The sequence below is a fragment of the Novosphingobium sp. AP12 genome (genome assembly GCF_000281975.1).
In the GTDB taxonomy this organism is placed as follows: domain Bacteria; phylum Pseudomonadota; class Alphaproteobacteria; order Sphingomonadales; family Sphingomonadaceae; genus Novosphingobium.
The window spans coordinates 1-17,755 of record NZ_AKKE01000027.1 but is presented as its reverse complement, the minus strand read 5'-3'; the positions used below and the strand labels follow the sequence as shown (position 1 = coordinate 17,755).

Genomic DNA, 17,755 nt, shown 5'->3' with positions numbered 1-17,755 from the left:
TAAGATGCCATTAATCGAGTCGGGTCGGACTGTCCAGCGAAAGGGCAGGAGGCGCGGCGATATGGAGAGGAGACGAGCCGATGGGCGCTGCCGCTGAGAAACTCATGGCCCTGGTGGCCGACCCCGAGCGCTTCACGTTCTCGGCCGAGGAACTGCGCGAGACGCAGGTGGCCGCGCTCGACGAGCGGTTCCAGGAACGCCGGGGCGCGATCAAGCTCCTCGCGCTGCGGGCGCGGGATGCGGGGATCGAGACGATCGGGAAGATCGCCGACATCGTGCCGGTCCTGTTCCCGCACACGGCCTACAAGTCCTACCCCGAAAGCTACCTCATGGACGAGCGCTGGGACCGGCTGACCAAATGGCTCGGCACCGTGTCGCCGTACCCTATCGAGGGCGTCGATCTCGACGGCATCCAGGGCATCGACGACTGGATCGCGCGGCTGGCGGAGAAGGGCTACTTCATCTCCTGCTCTAGTGGCACGACCGGCAAGTCGGCCATGCTGATCGCCTCGCAAAAGGACATGGACTGGTCGAAGATCGACACGGTCAACGTGTTCTCGTGGGGCTCTGGCGTGGTGCCGGCGCAGGACCGTCTCATCGTCGGCTGTGCGCCGGTCGCCACGGTCCCTAAGAACGCGACGATCGCCAAGGCTCAGTACGACGCCTTCGCCAACCCCGAATGGCCGCGCTGGAACTACCCGGTGCCGCCGATCACGGTGGGTTCGCTGACCTCGATGGTCGTCATGCGCAAGAAGATCGCCGAGGGCACCGCGCGCCCCGACGAGATCGCGGCGTTCGAAGAAACTTCGGCACAGCGCGCGCAGCTGGTCGCCGATGCCATTCCCAGGACCGCGCAGTTCATCATCGAGAACCGCCATCGCAAGCTCCAGCTCTCGGGCCTGTGGAGCGGGCTGTGGGCCGTCGCCAAGGCGGTGCGAGATGCCGGGTACGGGCGCGAGGACTTCGATCCCGATAACTCGATCTACGTCGGTGGCGGGCTCAAGCGCGCACAACTTCCCGTTGATTATCAGGAGTATGTCTTCGATACCTTCAACATTCCCGAGGATCGCCACTTCCAGAACTATTCCATGCAGGAGCTGAACTCCGGCATGCCCAAGTGCCGGGAGGGAGGGCGCTATCACGTGCCGCCGTGGATCGTGCCGATCCTGCTCGACAAGTCGGGCGACACGGCGCTGGAGCATAGCGGGGGCGAGATGGAAGGCCGCGCGGCGTTCTTCGACCTCTCGCTCGACGGGCGCTGGGGCGGGGTCATCACCGGCGACAGGATCAAGCTCGACCGCAGCCCCTGCGCCTGCGGCAATCACGGCCCCTCGATCCGCGACGACATCGCCCGTTACGCGGATCTGGAAGGCGACGACAAGATCGGCTGCGCGGGCACCGTCGATGCCTATGTGCGAGGTGTGTCATGAACTCCGTGAGCCAAACTATTGATTCCGAACAACTTGTTTCGGCGCCATTCTTCCTTCGCGGCGAGGTGCTCCACGGCACCGACGTGATCCAGACGTCGCGCGACCTTGGCGTGACATTCGCGACACCGAGGATACCCTTCGACCGCGCCGTGCCGCCGCGCACCGAGGTCCCGCCGCTGCTGAACGTCCCGCTAGCCGAGATCATCGATTTCCTCGTCGAGACCGGACAGCGACTGGTAGCTCCGGGCAACGACCATATGCAGGAATGCATCGAGCGGATGTGCCGCACGCACATCCTCCCGCGCGCCGTCGTCGAGAACACCGCGCGCCATGCCGCCGCCTATCTCGACAAGCGTATCCTGAGTGCCGAGGTCGCGCAGAACTTCCCCGATCCTCGCGCGCTCGACGAATGGGTTCCGAAGGAGGACTTTACCGGGCGCCGCAGCTTCGTGCGCGCCTTCGCGCCGCGGCTGATCCATGTGCTGCCGGGCAATTCGCCGGGGGTCGCGGTGAAGTCGGTGGCGCAGGGGGCGATGGTCAAGGCGATCAACCTGTTCAAGATGAGCAGCGCCGACCCCTTCACCATGGTCGCGATCCTGCGGACCATGGCGGACATCGACCCCGGGCATCCGATCGTGAAGTCGATGTCGGCGGTTTACTGGCGCGGAGGGGACGATGCGACCGAGCGCGTGCTCTACCGCCCGCAGTACTTCGACAAGATCGTCGCCTGGGGCGGCGGCGATGCGATCAACAATGTTATCAAGTACCTGGGGCCGGGATTTCAACTCGTTTCCTTCGATCCCAAGACCTCGATCTCGATGGTCGGGCGCGAGGGGCTGGTAGATGACGCGACCATCGACCGGGTTGCGGACCTGTGCTCGGCGGACGTGATGACGCTCAACCAGGAGGCCTGCGTCGCCAGCCGGTTTCAGTTCGTCGAGGGCGAACAGGATCAGGTCGACCGCTTCTGCGAGCGCCTGCACTTCCACATCGCCCGCCGCGCCGCCGAGAGCGGGGATGTGCGCCCGCTCGACATGGACATGCGCGAGGCGGTCGAGATGATGATCATGATGGACGACGAATATGGCGTCTGGGGCCGCACCGACGGCAAGGGCCTCGTCGTGCGCTCCGACGAGCCGGTCGATTTCCACCCGATCAACAAGACCGCCAATGTTGTCAGGGTCGAGCGTCTCGACGATGCGGTCAGGTGGATCAACGTGGCGACGCAGACGGTCGGCTTCTACCCGTTCGACCGCATGGCGAACTACCGCGACCGGCTGGCGGCGGGCGGTGCCCAGCGCGTGGTGCATCTGGGCGAGGCCGGCCCCTCGACCATCGGCAATCCGCACGACGCGATGTATCCTCTCCACCGCTTCGTACACTGGATGGCGCACGAGGACGGGCGCGGGGAGGGCTGAGCCTTATCCGTCTCGGCGAACGCAACCCATCGCCGAGACGGATATGTCGGTCCTGCGCTTGCCTGCCCCGGACAGTGCGCTACCCATCACGCAAATGCTTGCTGCGTGCGGGACAACACCGCGCGGGCCCCGAACGAGGAACGTGAGACCCATGGCCGTTGAAATCCTGCTCCCGAAGATCGGCTTCTCGATGCAAGAAGGCCAGATCGCCGAATGGCTCGCCAAGGACGGCGACGCGGTGACCGAGGGCCAGCCGCTGTTCTCGCTCGAAGCCGACAAGTCGACCAACGAGGTCGAGGCGCCTGCCACCGGGACGCTCAAGATCACCGCGGCCGTGGGCGAGACCTACGAAGTGGGCACCGTGCTCGGCTGGATCGAAGTCGAGTAATTCCGCGCGGTTGCGGCTGGACAGCACCCTGTTGTCCGGCCACACTGCTGAAATGCACAAGACCCTTCTCGCCCCACTCGCTGCCGTCGCCGCCTTGCTTGCGGCCGGCACTGCCCACGCCAGCCTGCCTGTCGGCGCGAAGGCCCCGGCTTTCGCCACCAAGGGCGCGAAGGGGGGCAAGGTCCTCTCGTTCGACCTGAAGCAGGCGCTCAAGCGCGGGCCGGTCGTGCTCTACTTCTATCCCAAGGCATTCACGCAGGGCTGCACGCTGGAGGCTCACGCCTTCGCCGAGGCCAGCGACGACTTCGCCAAGGCCGGCGCGATGGTCGTCGGCATGTCGGCCGACGACCTGCCGACCCTGCAGAAGTTCTCGACCGAAGCCTGCCGCGACAAGTTCACTGTCGCCGTCGCCACGCCGGCGATCATCAAGGAATACGACGTCGCCCTCAAGCGCGACGGCATGCCGGCGGGCATGACGGACCGGACCAGCTACGTGATCGCCAAGGACGGCAAGATCACCATGGTCCACTCCGAACTTGATTACCGCGATCATGTGAAGCTGACGCTCGAGGCTGTGCGCAAGCTCAAGAAATAACGGCATCCCTGCGGAAGCGGGGACAGCCAGCCTGGCCGCGCGGGCTATAGGCGAGGCAACCGCCCCCGGGAATGGCGCCGTTGGGGAGTGCTGGGCCCTTCGTTGCCCTACCGGCACGGCGCGCGGCTCGGTCAGCGGTCCCGGTCTAGCCGGGGATGACGGATGTCCGCTTCATGGCCTATTCTTGGCCCCGGGACCAACCCGCTTGAACACCACCCCCTCCTGCGGGTAATAGCGCCGCCTTTCCGCGTGCGATCTGCGCGCGCTTTACATCCGGCGTCGCTGCGTTATGCGCGGCCGCTGGCGTTTCGTTGGAGTTCCTATAATGCGTGCCGAGGGGCAGGCCCACATTGTTCGTATCGAGAAGGCCCTCGCACTGGTCCGCAAGTTCCTCGACTGGGACCGCGCGCTGCGCCGGTTCGACGAGCTGAACGCGCGGGTCGAGGACCCGACTCTCTGGGATAAACCCAAGGAGGCCGAGGCGGTCATGAAGGAGCGCCGCCGGCTCGAGGCCTCCATCGGCACCGTCAACCAGATCAGCGCCGAGATGGCCGATGCCGCCGAGTTCGTCGAACTGGGCGAGATGGAAGGCGACGAGGAAACGATCGCCGAGGGGCTTGCCACGCTGAAGGCGTTGGCCGACCGCGCCGATGCCGACAAGATCCAGGCGCTGCTGGGCGGCGAGGCCGACGCCAACGACACCTACCTCGAAGTCCACGCGGGCGCGGGCGGCACCGAAAGCCAGGATTGGGCCGAAATCCTCCAGCGCATGTACACGCGCTGGGCGGAGCGCCGTGGCTACAAGGTCGAGCTGGTCGACTATCACGCTGGCGAAGCCGCGGGCATCAAGAGCTGCACCCTGCTCATCAAGGGCGAGAACGCCTACGGCTATGCCAAGACCGAGAGCGGCGTCCACCGCCTCGTCCGCATCAGCCCCTACGACAGCGCCGCGCGCCGCCATACCAGCTTCTCGTCGGTCTGGGTCTACCCGGTGATCGACGATACCTTCGAGATCGACATCAACCCGTCGGACCTGAAGATCGACACATACCGCGCGTCGGGTGCGGGCGGCCAGCACGTCAACACCACCGATTCGGCCGTGCGCATCACCCACCAGCCCTCCGGCATCATCGTCGCGAGCCAGATCGACCGTTCGCAGCACAAGAACCGCGAAATCGCCATGGGCATGCTCAAGGCACGCATGTTCGAGGCCGAGATGCGGCGCCGCGAGGAAGCCGCCAGCGCCGAGCACGCGAGCAAGAGCGAGATCGGCTGGGGCCACCAGATCCGCTCCTACGTGCTGCAGCCGTACCAGCAGGTGAAGGACCTGCGCACCGGCTACGTCTCGACCTCGCCCGACGACGTGCTCGACGGCGATCTCGATCCTTTCATGGCGGCCGCGCTTTCGCAGCGCGTGACCGGCGAGAAGGTCGAGGTCGAGGACGCCGACTGAGCCTGCACGGGCGTCTCGTCTTGGACGGCGCCCGGCTCACGCCTTTTCAAGGGTTTTGCCAACGCGGCCTCGAGTCGCTAAAGGGCCGCATGTTCCGCGCCGGTCGTCTCATTCCCGCTGCCCTGGCCCTGGCGCTCGCCGCCTGTCAGCAGCCGCCCGCCGACGAAGGCCGGGCGGGGACGGCGCGCGCGTTTCCGACGCCCGACCGGCCCGTCTCGAAGGCCGGGACCAACGCTTTCGCGTCCGAAGTGCAGCGCGACAAGGTCAACGAGGCCGAAGTGGTCATGGACCTCGCCAGGATCGCGCCGGGCATGAGCGTCGCCGACATCGGTGCGGGCGAGGGGTACTATACCACTCGTCTCGCGACGCGGGTGGGCAAGCGGGGGCGGGTGCTCGCCGAGGACATCGACTCCGCCACCAACGAGCGGCTGGCCGCGCGCGTGATGCGCGAGGGGATCGGCAATGTCTCGATCACGCTCGGCACTCCGGACGACCCGCGTCTGCCGCCCACCAGTTTCGACCGGATTTTTCTGGTCCACATGTACCACGAGGTCGACGAGCCCTATGCGTTCCTGTGGCGCCTGCGCCCGGCGCTGCGCAAGGGCGGGCGCGTGATCGTGGTCGATGTCGATCGCCCTACGGACGCACACGGGATTGCACCTTCGCTGCTGTTCTGCGAATTCGCGTCCGTGGGATTGCGGTTGACGGAATTTGTTCGCAAGCCGGAATTGCAGGGCTATTATGCGCAGTTCGAGGTCGCGGGATCGCGGCCGGAGCCGGCGGATATCAAGCCCTGCCGCATGACAGGCGAAGCGCCGCCGAAGACCGATGGATCGCAGGGCTGACGCGCAACGCCTGGGAAAGACGAAAGAGAAGATGAGTTTCAAGGGTCTCAAGCCGATTCTGTACGGCGGTCGCGAAGTCTGGCCTCTGGTCGAAGGCGGCAAGGGTGTGTCCGCCAGCAACCACATGAGCTCGGGTGCATGGGCGGCGGCGGGCGGCATCGGCACGGTCAGCGCGGTCAATGCCGACAGCTACGACGCCGAAGGCAAGATCGTTCCGCAGGTCTACCACGCGCTCACCCGCAAGGAGCGGCACCAGGAACTGATCGATTACGCCATCGCCGGCGCGGTCGAGCAGGTGCGCCGCGCCTGGGAGATTTCGGGCGGCAAGGGCGCCATCAACATCAACGTCCTGTGGGAGATGGGCGGCGCGCAGCCTATCCTCGAAGGCGTGCTGGAGCAGACCCGAGGCATGGTCGCGGGCGTCACCTGCGGCGCGGGCATGCCCTACAAGCTGTCCGAGATCGCAGCGCGCTACAGCGTCAACTACCTGCCCATCGTCAGCTCCGCGCGCGCCTTCCGGGCGCTGTGGAAGCGCGCCTACCACAAGGTGCCGGAACTGCTTGGCGCAGTGGTCTACGAAGACCCATGGCTCGCGGGCGGCCATAACGGCCTGTCGAACGCCGAAGATCCGCTCAAGCCCGAGGACCCGTATCCCCGCGTCAAGGCGCTGCGCGACACCATGCGCGGCGAGGGTATCCCCGACAGCCTGCCGATCGTCATGGCCGGCGGCGTGTGGTTCTTGCGCGACTGGGAGAACTGGATCGACAACCCGGAACTGGGCTCGATCGCATTCCAGTACGGCACCCGCCCGCTGCTCACCACCGAGAGCCCGATCCCGCAGGAGTGGAAGGACGCCCTGCGCGAGCTCGAGCCCGGCGACGTGCTGCTGCACCGCTTCTCGCCCACCGGCTTCTACTCGTCGGCGGTGCGCAACCCGTTCCTGCGCAACCTCGAAGCGCGCTCGGACCGCCAGATTCCCTACTCCAAGGTGGAGGCCGGCGAGCACACCGTGCGGCTCGACGTCGGCGTGAAGGGCAAGAACTTCTGGGTCGCGCCCAAGGACCTCGACCGCGCGCGCGCCTGGTCGGGACAGGGCCATACCGACGGACTGCGCACGCCGGACGACACTATCGTATTCGTCAGCCCCGAGGAACGCGACCTCATCCGCCAGGACCAGGCCGACTGCATGGGCTGCCTGTCGCACTGCGGTTTCTCGTCGTGGAAGGACCATGACGACTACACCACCGGCCGCCTCGCCGACCCGCGCAGCTTCTGCATCCAGAAGACCCTGCAGGACATCGCCCACGGCAAGCCGGTCGACGAGAACCTGATGTTCGCCGGCCACGCGGCCTACAAGTTCAAGCAGGACCCGTTCTATTCGAACGGCTTCACGCCCACCGTCAAGGAACTGGTCGACCGTATCCTGACGGGCGACTGATCAGGAGCCCGCTCCCGTCTGCGCGGGGGCAGCTTCTCGCGCGGGGGCATCGGCATTTTCACGAGGGTTCGGACCGTAGCGGTTCGGACCCTTTTTGCCGGGCGCCACAAGCAGCAGCAGGTACAGGAACAGGAACGGCAGGAAGAGCAGCCAGTCGACATAGGCGAGCAAACCTTCCACCACGCGGCGCGCATCCCAGCCGCCGATCAGCGCCAGCAGGTCGAGGACGAGGTTCCGCACCGCGACCGCCAGGAGCACGAAGCTCCACCGGCCGCTCCACCCGAAATCGTGGAATCGGCGCACCATCAGAGCGGCGGCGGGGATCAGGATGAGATACTGGACGGCGAACGCGGTCCATCTGCTGACAGTCGCGGGCGCCAGTTCTCCGGCCAGGCCGTTCACGATGATCAACACCGCCGCCGAGATGACGATGTAGTCGATCACCTCTCCCCGGCGCGACCGCCCGCTGAAATCGATGGTCCTTGCGAGAGTCTGCCCGACGTGCCGGAAATATGCCTTCATCGCTGCATTTCCGGTGCGCGGCATGGCCAAGTCAATCGAAATCCCAGGCCCGTTCGCCGTGGGCGGCGGCGTCCAGGCCCTCGCGTTCGGTATCCTCCGACACGCGCATCGGAAATGCCAGCGAAGCCATGAGTGCGAGGATGACGGTTCCCACCAGCGACCACACGGTCACGACCGCGACGCCGACACCCTGCGCCACGATCTGCGCGATCGGGTTCATGCCCTCGGCGTAGCCAACGCCGCCGAGACGCTCCGACAGGAACGCTGCGAGCAGCAGCGCGCCGAGGATGCCGCCGACCCCGTGGACGGCGAAGACGCCCAGCGCGTCGTCGATCTTGAGAGTGCGCGCCGCGAACTGCATCGCGGCATAGCAGGCCAGCGCGCCCGCCATGCCGAACAGGATCGCGGCTCCGGGCGAGATATAGCCCGCCGCGGGGCTCACGGTGACGATGCCCGCCAGTGCGCCGATCGCGAAGCCCCGGGCCGAGGGTTTGCCGGCGGCGAGGCGCTCGAGCAGCAGCCACGTCAACGCGGCGCTTGCGGCGCCGACGTGCATGGCGATCACCGCCGCAGCCGCATCGTCGCTCGCGGCGAGGGCGGAGCCGCCGCTCAGCGCAAGCGAGCCGATCCACAGCAGGACGCCGCCCGCCACGGTCACGGTGGGGCTATGCGGTGCCACCTGTCCCGGCACCGCGCCCTTGCGCCGCCCGAGCATGACCGCGACCGCCACCGCGGACACGCCTGCGCTGGTGTGCATGACGATGCCGCCCGACCAGTCGAGCGTTCCCACGCCCTGCGCCAGCCACCCACCGCCCCAGATCCAGTGCGCGACCGGCGCATAGACGACGAGGCTCCACAGGGAAGCGAACGCGATGACCCATCCCAGCCGCGCCCGCTCGGCCCAGGCACCCGCCATGAGTGCAGGGGCCAGGGCGGCGAAGACCATCTGGAACAGCGCGAAGGCGCTCTCGGGCACGCTGGTTCCCGCGCGCACGTTGCCGAGGTTTATGAGCATCCAGGCGTTGCCCTTGCCCAGCCAGCCGTTGCCGACTTCTCCGAAGGCCAGCGTGTAGCCGACGATGATCCACAGCACCGAGACGGCCGCGAAGATCGCCCCGCACTGGACCAGTACCGACAGGGCGTTCTTGCGGCGCACCCGCCCGGAATAGAACAACGCCAGCCCCGACAGCGTGAGCAAGGCCAGTGCGCACGAAGCCAGCAGCCATGCGGTGTCGCCGCCATCGGCGACGTCGAGCCGGCCGTCCTGCGCCAGCGCGGCGTTGGGCAGCAAGGCAACGATCGCGGCAATCGGCAGCAGACGCTGCTTGGTCATCTGACAGTATCCCCCTGAGGTCGCACGCCGAATACCGGGCAACCTCTTTACGGGGAGTTAGATCAGGAAATTAACCCGAGACAAGCGTTTGCCGCACCGATGCGGGGACAACGCGGCATTCCGTCAGGGCAGGACCATGTCGTGCGGGCGGTGGCCGTCCACCCAGAAGCGGATGTTGGCGATCAGCCGCTCGCCCGCCGCGCCCCGCCCTTCGTAGGTAGCGCTGCCCAGGTGCGGCATGGCGACGAGGTTCGGCAGGTCGAGCAGGCGCGGATCGACCTGCGGTTCGCGCGCGAAGACGTCGAGCCCGGCGCCGCCGATGCGGTCTTCGGACAGGGCGGCGATCAGCGCTTCCTCGTCGATCAGCTGGCCTCGCCCGGTGTTCACGAGGCAGGCGCCCGGCTTCATCAGCGCGATGCGGCGCGCGTCCATGAAGTGCGTGGTCTCGGGGCCGGCGGGGCAGTGGAAGGTCAGGATGTCCGCCTCGGCCACGAGCGTGTCGAGGTCGGCCTCGTAGCGGGCGGAGAACATGTTCTCGACCGCGCCCGGCAGGCGGTGGCGGTTGTGGTAGCGGATATCCATGCCGAAGGCGCGGGCGCGGTGGGCCACGGCCTGCCCTATGCGGCCCATGCCGACGATGCCGAGCGTCTTGCCGCCCAGCGCATGGCCGAGCATGACCGACGGGCCCCAACCGGCCCAGCGGCCTTCGCGCAGGGTCTTCACGTTCTCGCTGAACCGGCGCGAGACGAGGATGATGAGGGCGAGCGTCAGGTCGGCGGTATCGTCGGTGAAGACGCCCGGCGTGTTGGTCACCATGATGCGGTGCGCGCGGGCGGCGGCGATGTCGATGTGTTCGGTCCCCGCGCCGAAGCTGGCGATCATGCCGAGGCGCTCGCCGGCCTGCGCGATCATCGCCGCGTCGATGGTGTCGGTGACGGTGGGCACCAGCACGTCGCAGTCGCGCATCGCCGCTTCCAGCTCGTTGCGGGTCATCGGCGTGTCGTCGGAGTTGAGCACGACGTCGAAAAGCTCGGCCATGCGTGCCTCGACGGAGGGCAACAGCCGCCGCGTCACGATCACGCGGGGGCGCGGCGGAATGGGACGGGCGGTTTCGCTGGGCTGGACCATGACGCAAGGGGCTATGCCGTCCACAGGGTCGCGGTCAAGAAGCCTTGAAGCGGGGGCCGCCCGCGCGGTATGCACCGGGCGATGAACCGCCGTCTTATCCTGCTGCCGCTCGCTGCCCTGTGCGCGATCGGGCTGACCGCCACGACGCCCGCCCACGCAGCCGACGACGACAAGGTGCCCTACTGGGCCTCGGTTGATGCCGACATTGCGAACCTGCGCGTGGGACCGGGCGACTCGTACCGGATCGACTGGGTCTATCGCCGTCCGCACCTGCCGGTGAAGGTGCTGCGCCGCGAAGGCTCATGGCGGCTGATACAGGATCCGGACGGCGAGAAGGGCTGGATGCGCGACCTGCTGCTCTCTCGCCAGCGCGCGGGCATGGTCAAGGACGGCGGCCTCATCGAGATGCACGCCGAGGGGAAGAGCGGCTCGCAGATGCTGTGGCGGGTCGAGCCAGGCGTGGTCGGGCTGCTGGGCCAGTGCAAGGACGGCTGGTGCCCGTTCGACGCGTCGGGCCACAAGGGCTTCGTGCGCGAGGAGCAGGTCTGGGGTACGGGCGCGCCCTGAGGCGCGCACCGGGCCGTCAGCGGCGCCTCAGAGGCAGGCTTCCAGGAAGGCCTGGTCGAAGCCGTACTGGCGCGCCTTCTCCAGCGTGTAGGGGCGCAAGCCCGAGGGGCGGAACTCGCCGATGATCTTGCCGTCGTCGGTCTCGTCCAGATACTCGAACTTGAACAGTTCCTGGGTGACGATGACGTCGCCTTCCATGCCGATCACCTCGGTGATGTTGGTGGTACGGCGCGAGCCGTCGCGCAGGCGCTTGACCTGCACGATGAGGTCGACCGACTCCGCGATCTGGCGGCTGATGGCTTCCTTGGGGATCTTGATGTCGCCCATCAGGATCATGTTTTCCATACGCCCCAGGCACTCGCGCGGGGAGTTGGCGTGAAGCGTGCACATCGAGCCGTCGTGGCCGGTGTTCATGGCGGCGAGCAGGTCGAAGCACTCGGCGCCGCGGATTTCGCCCAGGATGATACGGTCCGGGCGCATGCGCAGGGCGTTCTTCACGAGGTCGCCGATGGTGATGGCGCCCTGGCCCTCGAGGTTCGGCGGGCGGGTTTCGAGCGGCAGCCAGTGCGGCTGCTGCAGGCGAAGTTCCGCGGCGTCCTCGATCGTCAGCACGCGCTCGCCGGGGTCGATCATCTTCGACAGGGCATTGAGCATCGTCGTCTTGCCCGAGCCGGTGCCGCCCGAGATGACGATGTTCATGCGGCTGGCCCCGGCGATCTTGAGGGCGGTCGCCATCTTCTCGCTCATCGAGCCGAAGCCCTGGAGCATGTCGATGGTGATGGGCTTCTCGGAGAACTTACGGATCGAGATCGCTGTGCCTCGCAGCGACAGCGGCGGCACGATGACGTTGACGCGGCTGCCGTCCTTGAGGCGGGCGTCGGCCAGCGGCGTGGTCTGGTCGACGCGGCGGCCGACCTGGTTGACGATGCGCTGGGCGATCTGGAACAGGTGCTGCTCGTCGCGGAACTTGGTCGAGGCGAGTTGCAGCTTGCCCTTCTTTTCGATGTAGGTCTGGTTCGGCCCGTTGACCATGATGTCCGAGATGTCGGGGTCGTTGAGCAGTTCCTCCAGCGGACCGAAGCCGAGCAGCTCGTCGATCAGCACCTTCTCCAGCGCGAACTGCTCGCGGCGGTTGAAGGTGATCTTCAGCTCGGCAAGCACCTCGATGATGATCGGGCGGAATTCCTCGGACAGCTCATCCTTGGTCAGCGTGGCCGCCGCCTCGGGATCGACTCGCTCGAGCAGGCGCGGGAGCACCTGTTCCTTGATCTTGTGGATCGAGGCTTCGAAACCGTTCTGCTCGGACTGCTCGTGGACCGCGTTGGCGCGGTCTGCAAGGCGGGAGAGCGCGTCCTCGCGCAGGGCCTGCGCCGAGGTCAGGACGGGGGCATCGCCGGGGAGGGGCGGGAACTGGTCGCCGCCGGGAATCGGCGCGGCGGGCGTGGCGTTGGGCTTTTCGGGCGCGCCCTTGAGCGGCTTCGCCACCCCGAACGCAGGGCGTGCGCCCTGGCTCATACCGCCTGCACCGTTACGCCGACCGAATGCCGTCATGAACCAAAAACCCTTCAGCCGCCCGTCGCTGTGCGAGCGTGAACCATCGCGAATGAGGGCCTGATTAAGGTTGAAACTTTGATAACTTACTAATGGCGGGGCAGGGTGCAGCGACGATGCGGCGAGTGGTGAAGGCGTGAACGAGGAAGGGCAGGAATGCTGGCTCTGCGGACGGCCCTTGGGCAAGCGGACGGAGCGGCATCATCCGGTGCCCAAAAGCCGGGGCGGCCGCGAGACGGTGCCGGTGCATCCGATCTGTCACCGCACGATCCATGCGGCGCTGAGCAATGCGCAGCTGGCAAAGCTGGGGCCGGCCCCTGCGGCCTTGCGGGCGGTCGAGGAGATCGCGCGGTTCGTGCGCTGGGTCTCGGGAAAGCCGCCCGACTTCCACGCGCCGACGAGGACCAAGCGGTAGGGCGGGGATGGGCGAGGGTCCGAAACGAAAAGGGGCGGGCGGCCCTTCGACCACCCGCCCGCTTTTCATTCAGCTGGCCCGAAGGATCAGTTCTTCGACTTGTCGACCAGGGCGTTGGCGCCGATCCAGGGCATCATGGCGCGCAGCTTGGCGCCGGTTTCCTCGATCGGGTGACGCTTGGCGGCGAGGCGCGACGCCTTCAGCTCGGGCTGGCCGGCGCGGTTGTCGAGGACGAAGTCCTTGACGAAGCGGCCCGACTGGATGTCCTCCAGAACGCGCTTCATTTCCTTCTTGGTTTCGTCGGTGATGATGCGCGGGCCGGTCTTGATGTCGCCGTATTCGGCGGTGTTCGAGATCGAGTAGCGCATGTTGGCGATGCCGCCTTCATACATCAGGTCGACGATCAGCTTCAGCTCGTGGAGGCACTCGAAGTAGGCCATCTCGGGGGCGTAGCCAGCTTCCACCAGCGTCTCGAAGCCGGCCTGGACGAGCGCGGTGGCGCCGCCGCAGAGCACGGCCTGCTCGCCGAACAGGTCGGTTTCGCATTCCTCGCGGAAGTTGGTCTCGATGATGCCCGAACGGCCGCCGCCGACGCCCGAGGCGTAGGCGAGGGCGATGTCGTGGGCGTTGCCGGTCACGTCCTGGTGGATCGCGACGAGGCAGGGCACGCCGCCGCCGCGCTGGTATTCCGAACGCACGGTGTGGCCCGGGCCCTTGGGCGCGATCATGATGACGTCGACGTCGGTGCGCGGCTCGATCAGGCCGAAGTGGACATTGAGGCCGTGGGCGAAGGCGAGCGCCGCGCCGGGCTTCAGGTTGGCGTGCAGGTCCTCGGCGTAGATCGCGGCCTGGTGCTCGTCGGGCGCGAGGATCATGATGATGTCGGCCCACTTGGCCGCCTCGACGTTCGAGAGCACCTTGAAGCCGGCGCCTTCGGCCTTCTTCGCGGTGGCCGAACCTTCGCGCAGGGCAATGGCGACTTCCTTGACGCCCGAATCGCGCAGGTTCTGGGCATGGGCGTGGCCCTGGCTGCCGTAACCGAGCACGACGATCTTCTTGTCGGTGATCAGGTTGATGTCGCTGTCGGCGTCGTAATAGACCTTCATTTCAGTACCCTTTTCGGCGGCCTGCGCGCGGCATGGCCAGATGTGTGTGCGCTCTGGCGCGCGGTCATTGGGCTTCCGCGAGCGCGAAAGCAACGAAGAGAATTGTCAGGCTTCCTCGGGCCCGCGGGCCATGGCGACGATGCCGGTGCGGCCGACCTCGACGAGGCCGAGGTCGCGCATCAGCGCCACGAAGCTGTCGATCTTGTCCGGCGCGCCGGTCATCTCGAAGATGAAGCTCTCGGTTGTGGTGTCGACCGGGCGCGCGCGGAACACGTCGGCGATGCGCAGTGCCTCGACGCGCTTTTCGCCGACGCCTGCGACCTTCACCAGCGCCAGTTCCCGCGCGACGTGCGGGCCGAGTTCGGTCAGGTCGACGACCTTGTGGACCGGCACCAGCCGTTCGAGCTGGGCGTGGATCTGGTCGATCTGGCTCGGCGGGCCGTGCGTCACGATGGTGATGCGGCTCACCTCGTGGTTGTCGGTGATGTCGGCCACGGTCAGGCTGTCGATGTTGTAGCCGCGCGCGGTGAACAGGCCGGCGATCTTGGCGAGGATACCCGCCTCGTTGTCGACCGTGACGGTCAGGACGTGCCGTTCCTCGGCTTCGGGGTGCATGTGCATCATTGTTCCGTTCCGTCCCTCAGACCAGCGCCTTGGCTTCGTCGTCCATGGTCCCGGCGACGTTGTCGCCATAGAGGATCATGTCGACATGCGATGCGCCCGAGGGGATCATCGGGAAGCAGTTCGATTCCTTGTGGACGAGGCAGTCGACGATGACCGGGCCGGGATGGTCGATCATCGCCTGGATGCCGGCGTCGAGCTGGCTTTCGTCCTCGATGCGGATGCCCTTCCAGCCATAGGCCTCGGCCAGCTTCACGAAGTCGGGCAAGCTGTCCGAGTACGAGTTCGAGAAGCGGCTCTCGTAGGTCAGCTCCTGCCACTGGCGAACCATGCCCATCCACTCGTTGTTGAGGATGAAGACCTTCACCGGCAGGCGGTACTGCGTGGCGGTGCCCAGTTCCTGGATGTTCATCTGGATCGAGGCGTCGCCGGCGATGTCGATGACGAGGCTGTCCGGGTTGCCGCACTGCGCGCCGATGGCGGCGGGCAGGCCGTAGCCCATGGTGCCCAGGCCCCCCGAGGTCAGCCACTTGTTGGGGCTGAAGAACGGGAAGTGCTGCGCCGCCCACATCTGGTGCTGGCCGACTTCGGTCGAGATCACGGGATCGCGGTCCTTGGTCAGCTCGTACAGACGCTGGATCGCCAGCTGCGGCATGATCGCATCGGCATTGGCGGGGAAGGAAAGGCTCTTCTTCTCGCGCCAGGTGTCGACGCGGGCCTTCCATGCGGTCAGGTCCTGGCCCTTGCGGCTGCCCCACTCGGTCAGGATCTGGTCGAGCACGCTGGCGCAGTCGCCGACGATCGGCAGGTCGACGCGCACGATCTTGTTGATCGAGGAGCGGTCGATGTCGATGTGGATCTTCTTCGAGTTCGGCGCGAAAGCGTCGAGGCGGCCGGTCACGCGGTCGTCGAAGCGGGCGCCGACGCAGATGATGAGGTCCGACTGGTTCATCGCCAGGTTTGCCTCGTAGGTCCCGTGCATGCCCAGCATGCCCAGCCAGTCGGCGTGGTCGGCCGGGAAGGCGCCGAGGCCCATCAGCGTCGATGTGACCGGAGCGCCGGTTTTCGCCTGGAGCGCGCGCAGCAGTTCGCTGGCGCGGGGGCCTGCGTTGATGACGCCGCCGCCGGTGTAGAAGACCGGCGCCTTGGCGGCCGCGATCATCTCGACGGCCTGCGCGATCTCCTGCGCCGAGCCCGCGGTGCGCGGGGCGTAGCGCTGGCGGCGCTGGATCGGCGCGTCGCTCCACGCGGCCGAGGCGATCTGGACGTCCTTGGGGATGTCGATCAGGACCGGGCCGGGGCGGCCGGTGGTGGCGATCTGGAACGCCTCGTCGACGACCGCGGCCAGGTCAGCCGGGTCCTTCACGAGGTAATTGTGCTTGGTGCAGTGGCGCGAGATGCCGACCGTGTCGGCTTCCTGGAACGCATCCGAGCCGATCAGCCCGGTCGGGACCTGACCGCTGATGACGATGAGCGGGATCGAATCGAGGAACGCGTCGGCGATCGCGGTGACGACGTTGGTCGCGCCCGGGCCCGAGGTGACGAGCACGACGCCGGGCTTGCCGGTGGAACGCGCATAGCCTTCGGCGGCGTGGCCGGCCCCGGCTTCGTGGCGCACGAGAATGTGGCGCAGGCGTTCGTCACCGAAGAGGGCATCGTAGATCGGGAGCACGGCGCCGCCGGGATAGCCGAATACGAATTCGACCCCCTGTCGGACCAGGCTTTCGACCAGGATGTTCGCGCCGCTGCGCTCTTCACTCACGATACGTTCCTTCTCAATTTCCCGGCCTCACCGAGACGTACTCTCACGAAGCAATGACGGCCGTTTTCCCCGAGGCGCCTGCCCGTTCGGAACGGCCGTTCCCACGGACTTTTCGCGTGCGGGTATAGCCGCGCACTCTCTAATGAAACCGACCCGGCGCGACAATGTGCGTACCGGGCCGTCCTCTCCCCCTTGCATAACTTCCAATCAGCAAGGTGAGACGGCCTCTAGGCAGGGCGATATGTCAGGTCAACCCCACTTCGCGAAATAAAATGTCATTCAAGCCGTCTGCGTTGTAATTTTGAAACGATATCCTCGGCCATTCGGAGGGTGGCTGGTGGCGCAGCCATGTGAATTGCCGCTTGGCGTAATTGCGCGTGGCCTGCGATCCGCGTGCGATGGCCTCGTCGAGCGTCGCCTCGCCGCGCGCGACTCCGGCGAGTTCGGGCACACCGATGGCGCGCATGACGGGCAGGTCGGGGTCCAGACGGCGCGTCAGCAGGGCCTCGACCTCGGCCAGCGCGCCGCGCTCGATCATGCGCTCGAAGCGCAGGTCGCAGCGGGCGTAGAGGGTCTGGCGCTCGGGCAGGAGGATCGCTGCGTGGACGGTGACCTCGCCGCCGATGCCGCCGCTGGTCTGCGCCTGCCAGTGGGCGAGGCCGAGGCCGGTGGAGCGCACCACCTCCAGCGCTCGGGCGACACGGGCGGTGTCGGCGGGCGCGAGGCGGGCGGCGCGCTCGGGGTCTTCGATTTGGAGCGCGGCGTAGGCTTCTTCGACGGGAAGGGCGCGCACTGCCTCGCGTACCTCGGGGGCGATCGGGGGGACGGGCGCGATGCCGTCCAGAAGCGTGCGTATATAGAGGCCGGTCCCGCCGACGAGGATCGGCACCGCGCCCTCGGCATGAACCTGCGCGATCGTCTCGGCGGCGGCGCGGGCCCAGTCGGCGGCGGAGCAGCTTTGCGCGCCGTCCCACGCGCCGAACAGGCGGTGCTCGATCCCGCCCATTTCCTCGAGGGTCGGTCGGGCGCTGAGCACGGTGAGGTCGGCGTAGACCTGCGAGCTGTCGGCGTTGACCACCACCGCGCGGCGGCCCCGACGTTGCAGTTCCTGCGCCAGCGCCACGGCACAATCGCTCTTGCCGCTGGCGGTCGGCCCTGCGATGAGCGCCAGCGGCGGCCGGTC

General features: G+C 67.1%; 17 protein-coding genes. 9 read left to right on the top strand and 8 right to left on the bottom strand.

Annotation, left to right across the window (positions count from 1 at the left end; genetic code table 11):
- The first annotated feature begins 80 nt into the window (after nt 1–80).
- The 7 genes from PMI02_RS05555 to PMI02_RS05525 all read left to right on the top strand — a co-directional run bounded on the left by PMI02_RS05555 (nt 81) and on the right by PMI02_RS05525 (nt 7,567).
- Nucleotides 81–1,430 (top strand): hypothetical protein, encoded by a 1,350-nt coding sequence (locus PMI02_RS05555; RefSeq protein ID WP_007679935.1) that lies wholly within the window; start codon nt 81–83, stop codon nt 1,428–1,430.
- Nucleotides 1,427–2,848, top strand: a complete 1,422-nt coding sequence (locus PMI02_RS05550; protein WP_007679933.1) for an acyl-CoA reductase — start codon at nt 1,427–1,429, stop codon at nt 2,846–2,848. The genes PMI02_RS05555 and PMI02_RS05550 overlap by 4 nt, the downstream gene beginning before the upstream one ends.
- Nucleotides 2,849–2,999: 151 nt before the next feature.
- A complete protein-coding gene (locus PMI02_RS05545) occupies nt 3,000–3,236 on the top strand; it encodes a biotin/lipoyl-containing protein (RefSeq protein ID WP_007679931.1) in 237 nt (78 codons plus the stop codon).
- A gap of 52 nt (nt 3,237–3,288) precedes the next feature.
- The gene (locus PMI02_RS05540) at nt 3,289–3,831 is read left to right on the top strand and encodes a peroxiredoxin (protein WP_007679929.1); all 543 of its coding nucleotides are present in this window, start codon (nt 3,289–3,291) and stop codon (nt 3,829–3,831) included.
- 325 nt (nt 3,832–4,156) lie between these two features.
- Entirely contained in the window at nt 4,157–5,284 is a 1,128-nt protein-coding gene (prfB, locus tag PMI02_RS05535) for a peptide chain release factor 2 (RefSeq protein WP_007679927.1), read from the top strand.
- 89 nt (nt 5,285–5,373) lie between these two features.
- Nucleotides 5,374–6,129 carry a class I SAM-dependent methyltransferase gene (locus tag PMI02_RS05530; RefSeq protein ID WP_007679925.1) on the top strand — a complete coding sequence of 252 codons (756 nt, stop codon included), beginning with the start codon at nt 5,374–5,376 and terminating at the stop codon, nt 6,127–6,129.
- Between the two features lie 31 nt (nt 6,130–6,160).
- The gene (locus PMI02_RS05525; protein WP_007679922.1) at nt 6,161–7,567 is read left to right on the top strand and encodes a nitronate monooxygenase family protein; all 1,407 of its coding nucleotides are present in this window, start codon (nt 6,161–6,163) and stop codon (nt 7,565–7,567) included.
- On the opposite strand, the gene PMI02_RS05520 is transcribed toward PMI02_RS05525, so the two are convergent.
- From PMI02_RS05520 to PMI02_RS05510, 3 genes are all read right to left on the bottom strand, one after another.
- Nucleotides 7,568–8,089 carry a DUF805 domain-containing protein gene (locus PMI02_RS05520; protein WP_007679920.1) on the bottom strand — a complete coding sequence of 174 codons (522 nt, stop codon included), beginning with the start codon at nt 8,087–8,089 and terminating at the stop codon, nt 7,568–7,570. It lies immediately after the preceding gene.
- A 31-nt stretch (nt 8,090–8,120) separates the two neighbouring features.
- On the bottom strand, nt 8,121–9,422 hold the full coding sequence (locus PMI02_RS05515; RefSeq protein ID WP_007679918.1) for an ammonium transporter: 1,302 nt from the start codon (nt 9,420–9,422) through the stop codon (nt 8,121–8,123).
- A gap of 123 nt (nt 9,423–9,545) precedes the next feature.
- A complete protein-coding gene (locus tag PMI02_RS05510; RefSeq protein WP_007679916.1) occupies nt 9,546–10,550 on the bottom strand; it encodes a D-glycerate dehydrogenase in 1,005 nt (334 codons plus the stop codon).
- 81 nt (nt 10,551–10,631) lie between these two features.
- Here PMI02_RS05510 and PMI02_RS05505 point away from each other — a divergent pair, with 81 nt between their 5' ends.
- Entirely contained in the window at nt 10,632–11,117 is a 486-nt protein-coding gene (locus PMI02_RS05505) for an SH3 domain-containing protein (protein WP_036502456.1), read from the top strand.
- Nucleotides 11,118–11,144: 27 nt separating this feature from the next.
- Here the strand turns inward: PMI02_RS05505 and PMI02_RS05500 are convergent, their stop codons facing one another.
- Complete coding sequence (locus tag PMI02_RS05500) at nt 11,145–12,668, bottom strand: CpaF family protein (protein WP_007679913.1); 1,524 nt, start codon at nt 12,666–12,668, stop codon at nt 11,145–11,147.
- A 136-nt stretch (nt 12,669–12,804) separates the two neighbouring features.
- On the opposite strand from PMI02_RS05500, the gene PMI02_RS05495 reads away from it, so the two are divergent.
- The gene (locus tag PMI02_RS05495) at nt 12,805–13,083 is read left to right on the top strand and encodes an HNH endonuclease (protein WP_007679911.1); all 279 of its coding nucleotides are present in this window, start codon (nt 12,805–12,807) and stop codon (nt 13,081–13,083) included.
- Nucleotides 13,084–13,169: 86 nt separating this feature from the next.
- On the opposite strand, the gene ilvC is transcribed toward PMI02_RS05495, so the two are convergent.
- The 4 genes from ilvC to miaA all read right to left on the bottom strand — a co-directional run.
- Nucleotides 13,170–14,189, bottom strand: coding sequence for a ketol-acid reductoisomerase (ilvC, locus tag PMI02_RS05490; RefSeq protein ID WP_007679909.1), 1,020 nt, complete (start codon nt 14,187–14,189; stop codon nt 13,170–13,172).
- 105 nt (nt 14,190–14,294) lie between these two features.
- On the bottom strand, nt 14,295–14,813 hold the full coding sequence (gene ilvN / locus PMI02_RS05485) for an acetolactate synthase small subunit (protein ID WP_007679908.1): 519 nt from the start codon (nt 14,811–14,813) through the stop codon (nt 14,295–14,297).
- Nucleotides 14,814–14,829: 16 nt separating this feature from the next.
- On the bottom strand, nt 14,830–16,572 hold the full coding sequence (gene ilvB, locus PMI02_RS05480; protein ID WP_007679907.1) for a biosynthetic-type acetolactate synthase large subunit: 1,743 nt from the start codon (nt 16,570–16,572) through the stop codon (nt 14,830–14,832).
- A 244-nt stretch (nt 16,573–16,816) separates the two neighbouring features.
- Nucleotides 16,817–17,755: tRNA (adenosine(37)-N6)-dimethylallyltransferase MiaA (gene miaA, locus PMI02_RS05475; protein WP_007679906.1), on the bottom strand; the 939-nt coding region annotated here is incomplete at its 5' end.

Coding starts and splice junctions, on each gene's coding strand:
- prfB (WP_007679927.1), top strand. CDS start 4,157: ATGCGTGCCGAGGGGCAGGCCCACATTGTTCGTATCGAGAAGGCCCTC.
- PMI02_RS05505 (WP_036502456.1), top strand. CDS start 10,632: ATGAACCGCCGTCTTATCCTGCTGCCGCTCGCTGCCCTGTGCGCGATC.
- PMI02_RS05510 (WP_007679916.1), bottom strand. CDS start 10,550: ATGGTCCAGCCCAGCGAAACCGCCCGTCCCATTCCGCCGCGCCCCCGC.
- ilvC (WP_007679909.1), bottom strand. CDS start 14,189: ATGAAGGTCTATTACGACGCCGACAGCGACATCAACCTGATCACCGAC.
- PMI02_RS05550 (WP_007679933.1), top strand. CDS start 1,427: ATGAACTCCGTGAGCCAAACTATTGATTCCGAACAACTTGTTTCGGCG.
- PMI02_RS05515 (WP_007679918.1), bottom strand. CDS start 9,422: ATGACCAAGCAGCGTCTGCTGCCGATTGCCGCGATCGTTGCCTTGCTG.
- PMI02_RS05520 (WP_007679920.1), bottom strand. CDS start 8,089: ATGAAGGCATATTTCCGGCACGTCGGGCAGACTCTCGCAAGGACCATC.
- PMI02_RS05530 (WP_007679925.1), top strand. CDS start 5,374: ATGTTCCGCGCCGGTCGTCTCATTCCCGCTGCCCTGGCCCTGGCGCTC.
- PMI02_RS05540 (WP_007679929.1), top strand. CDS start 3,289: ATGCACAAGACCCTTCTCGCCCCACTCGCTGCCGTCGCCGCCTTGCTT.
- ilvN (WP_007679908.1), bottom strand. CDS start 14,813: ATGATGCACATGCACCCCGAAGCCGAGGAACGGCACGTCCTGACCGTC.
- PMI02_RS05555 (WP_007679935.1), top strand. CDS start 81: ATGGGCGCTGCCGCTGAGAAACTCATGGCCCTGGTGGCCGACCCCGAG.
- PMI02_RS05525 (WP_007679922.1), top strand. CDS start 6,161: ATGAGTTTCAAGGGTCTCAAGCCGATTCTGTACGGCGGTCGCGAAGTC.
- PMI02_RS05500 (WP_007679913.1), bottom strand. CDS start 12,668: ATGACGGCATTCGGTCGGCGTAACGGTGCAGGCGGTATGAGCCAGGGC.
- PMI02_RS05545 (WP_007679931.1), top strand. CDS start 3,000: ATGGCCGTTGAAATCCTGCTCCCGAAGATCGGCTTCTCGATGCAAGAA.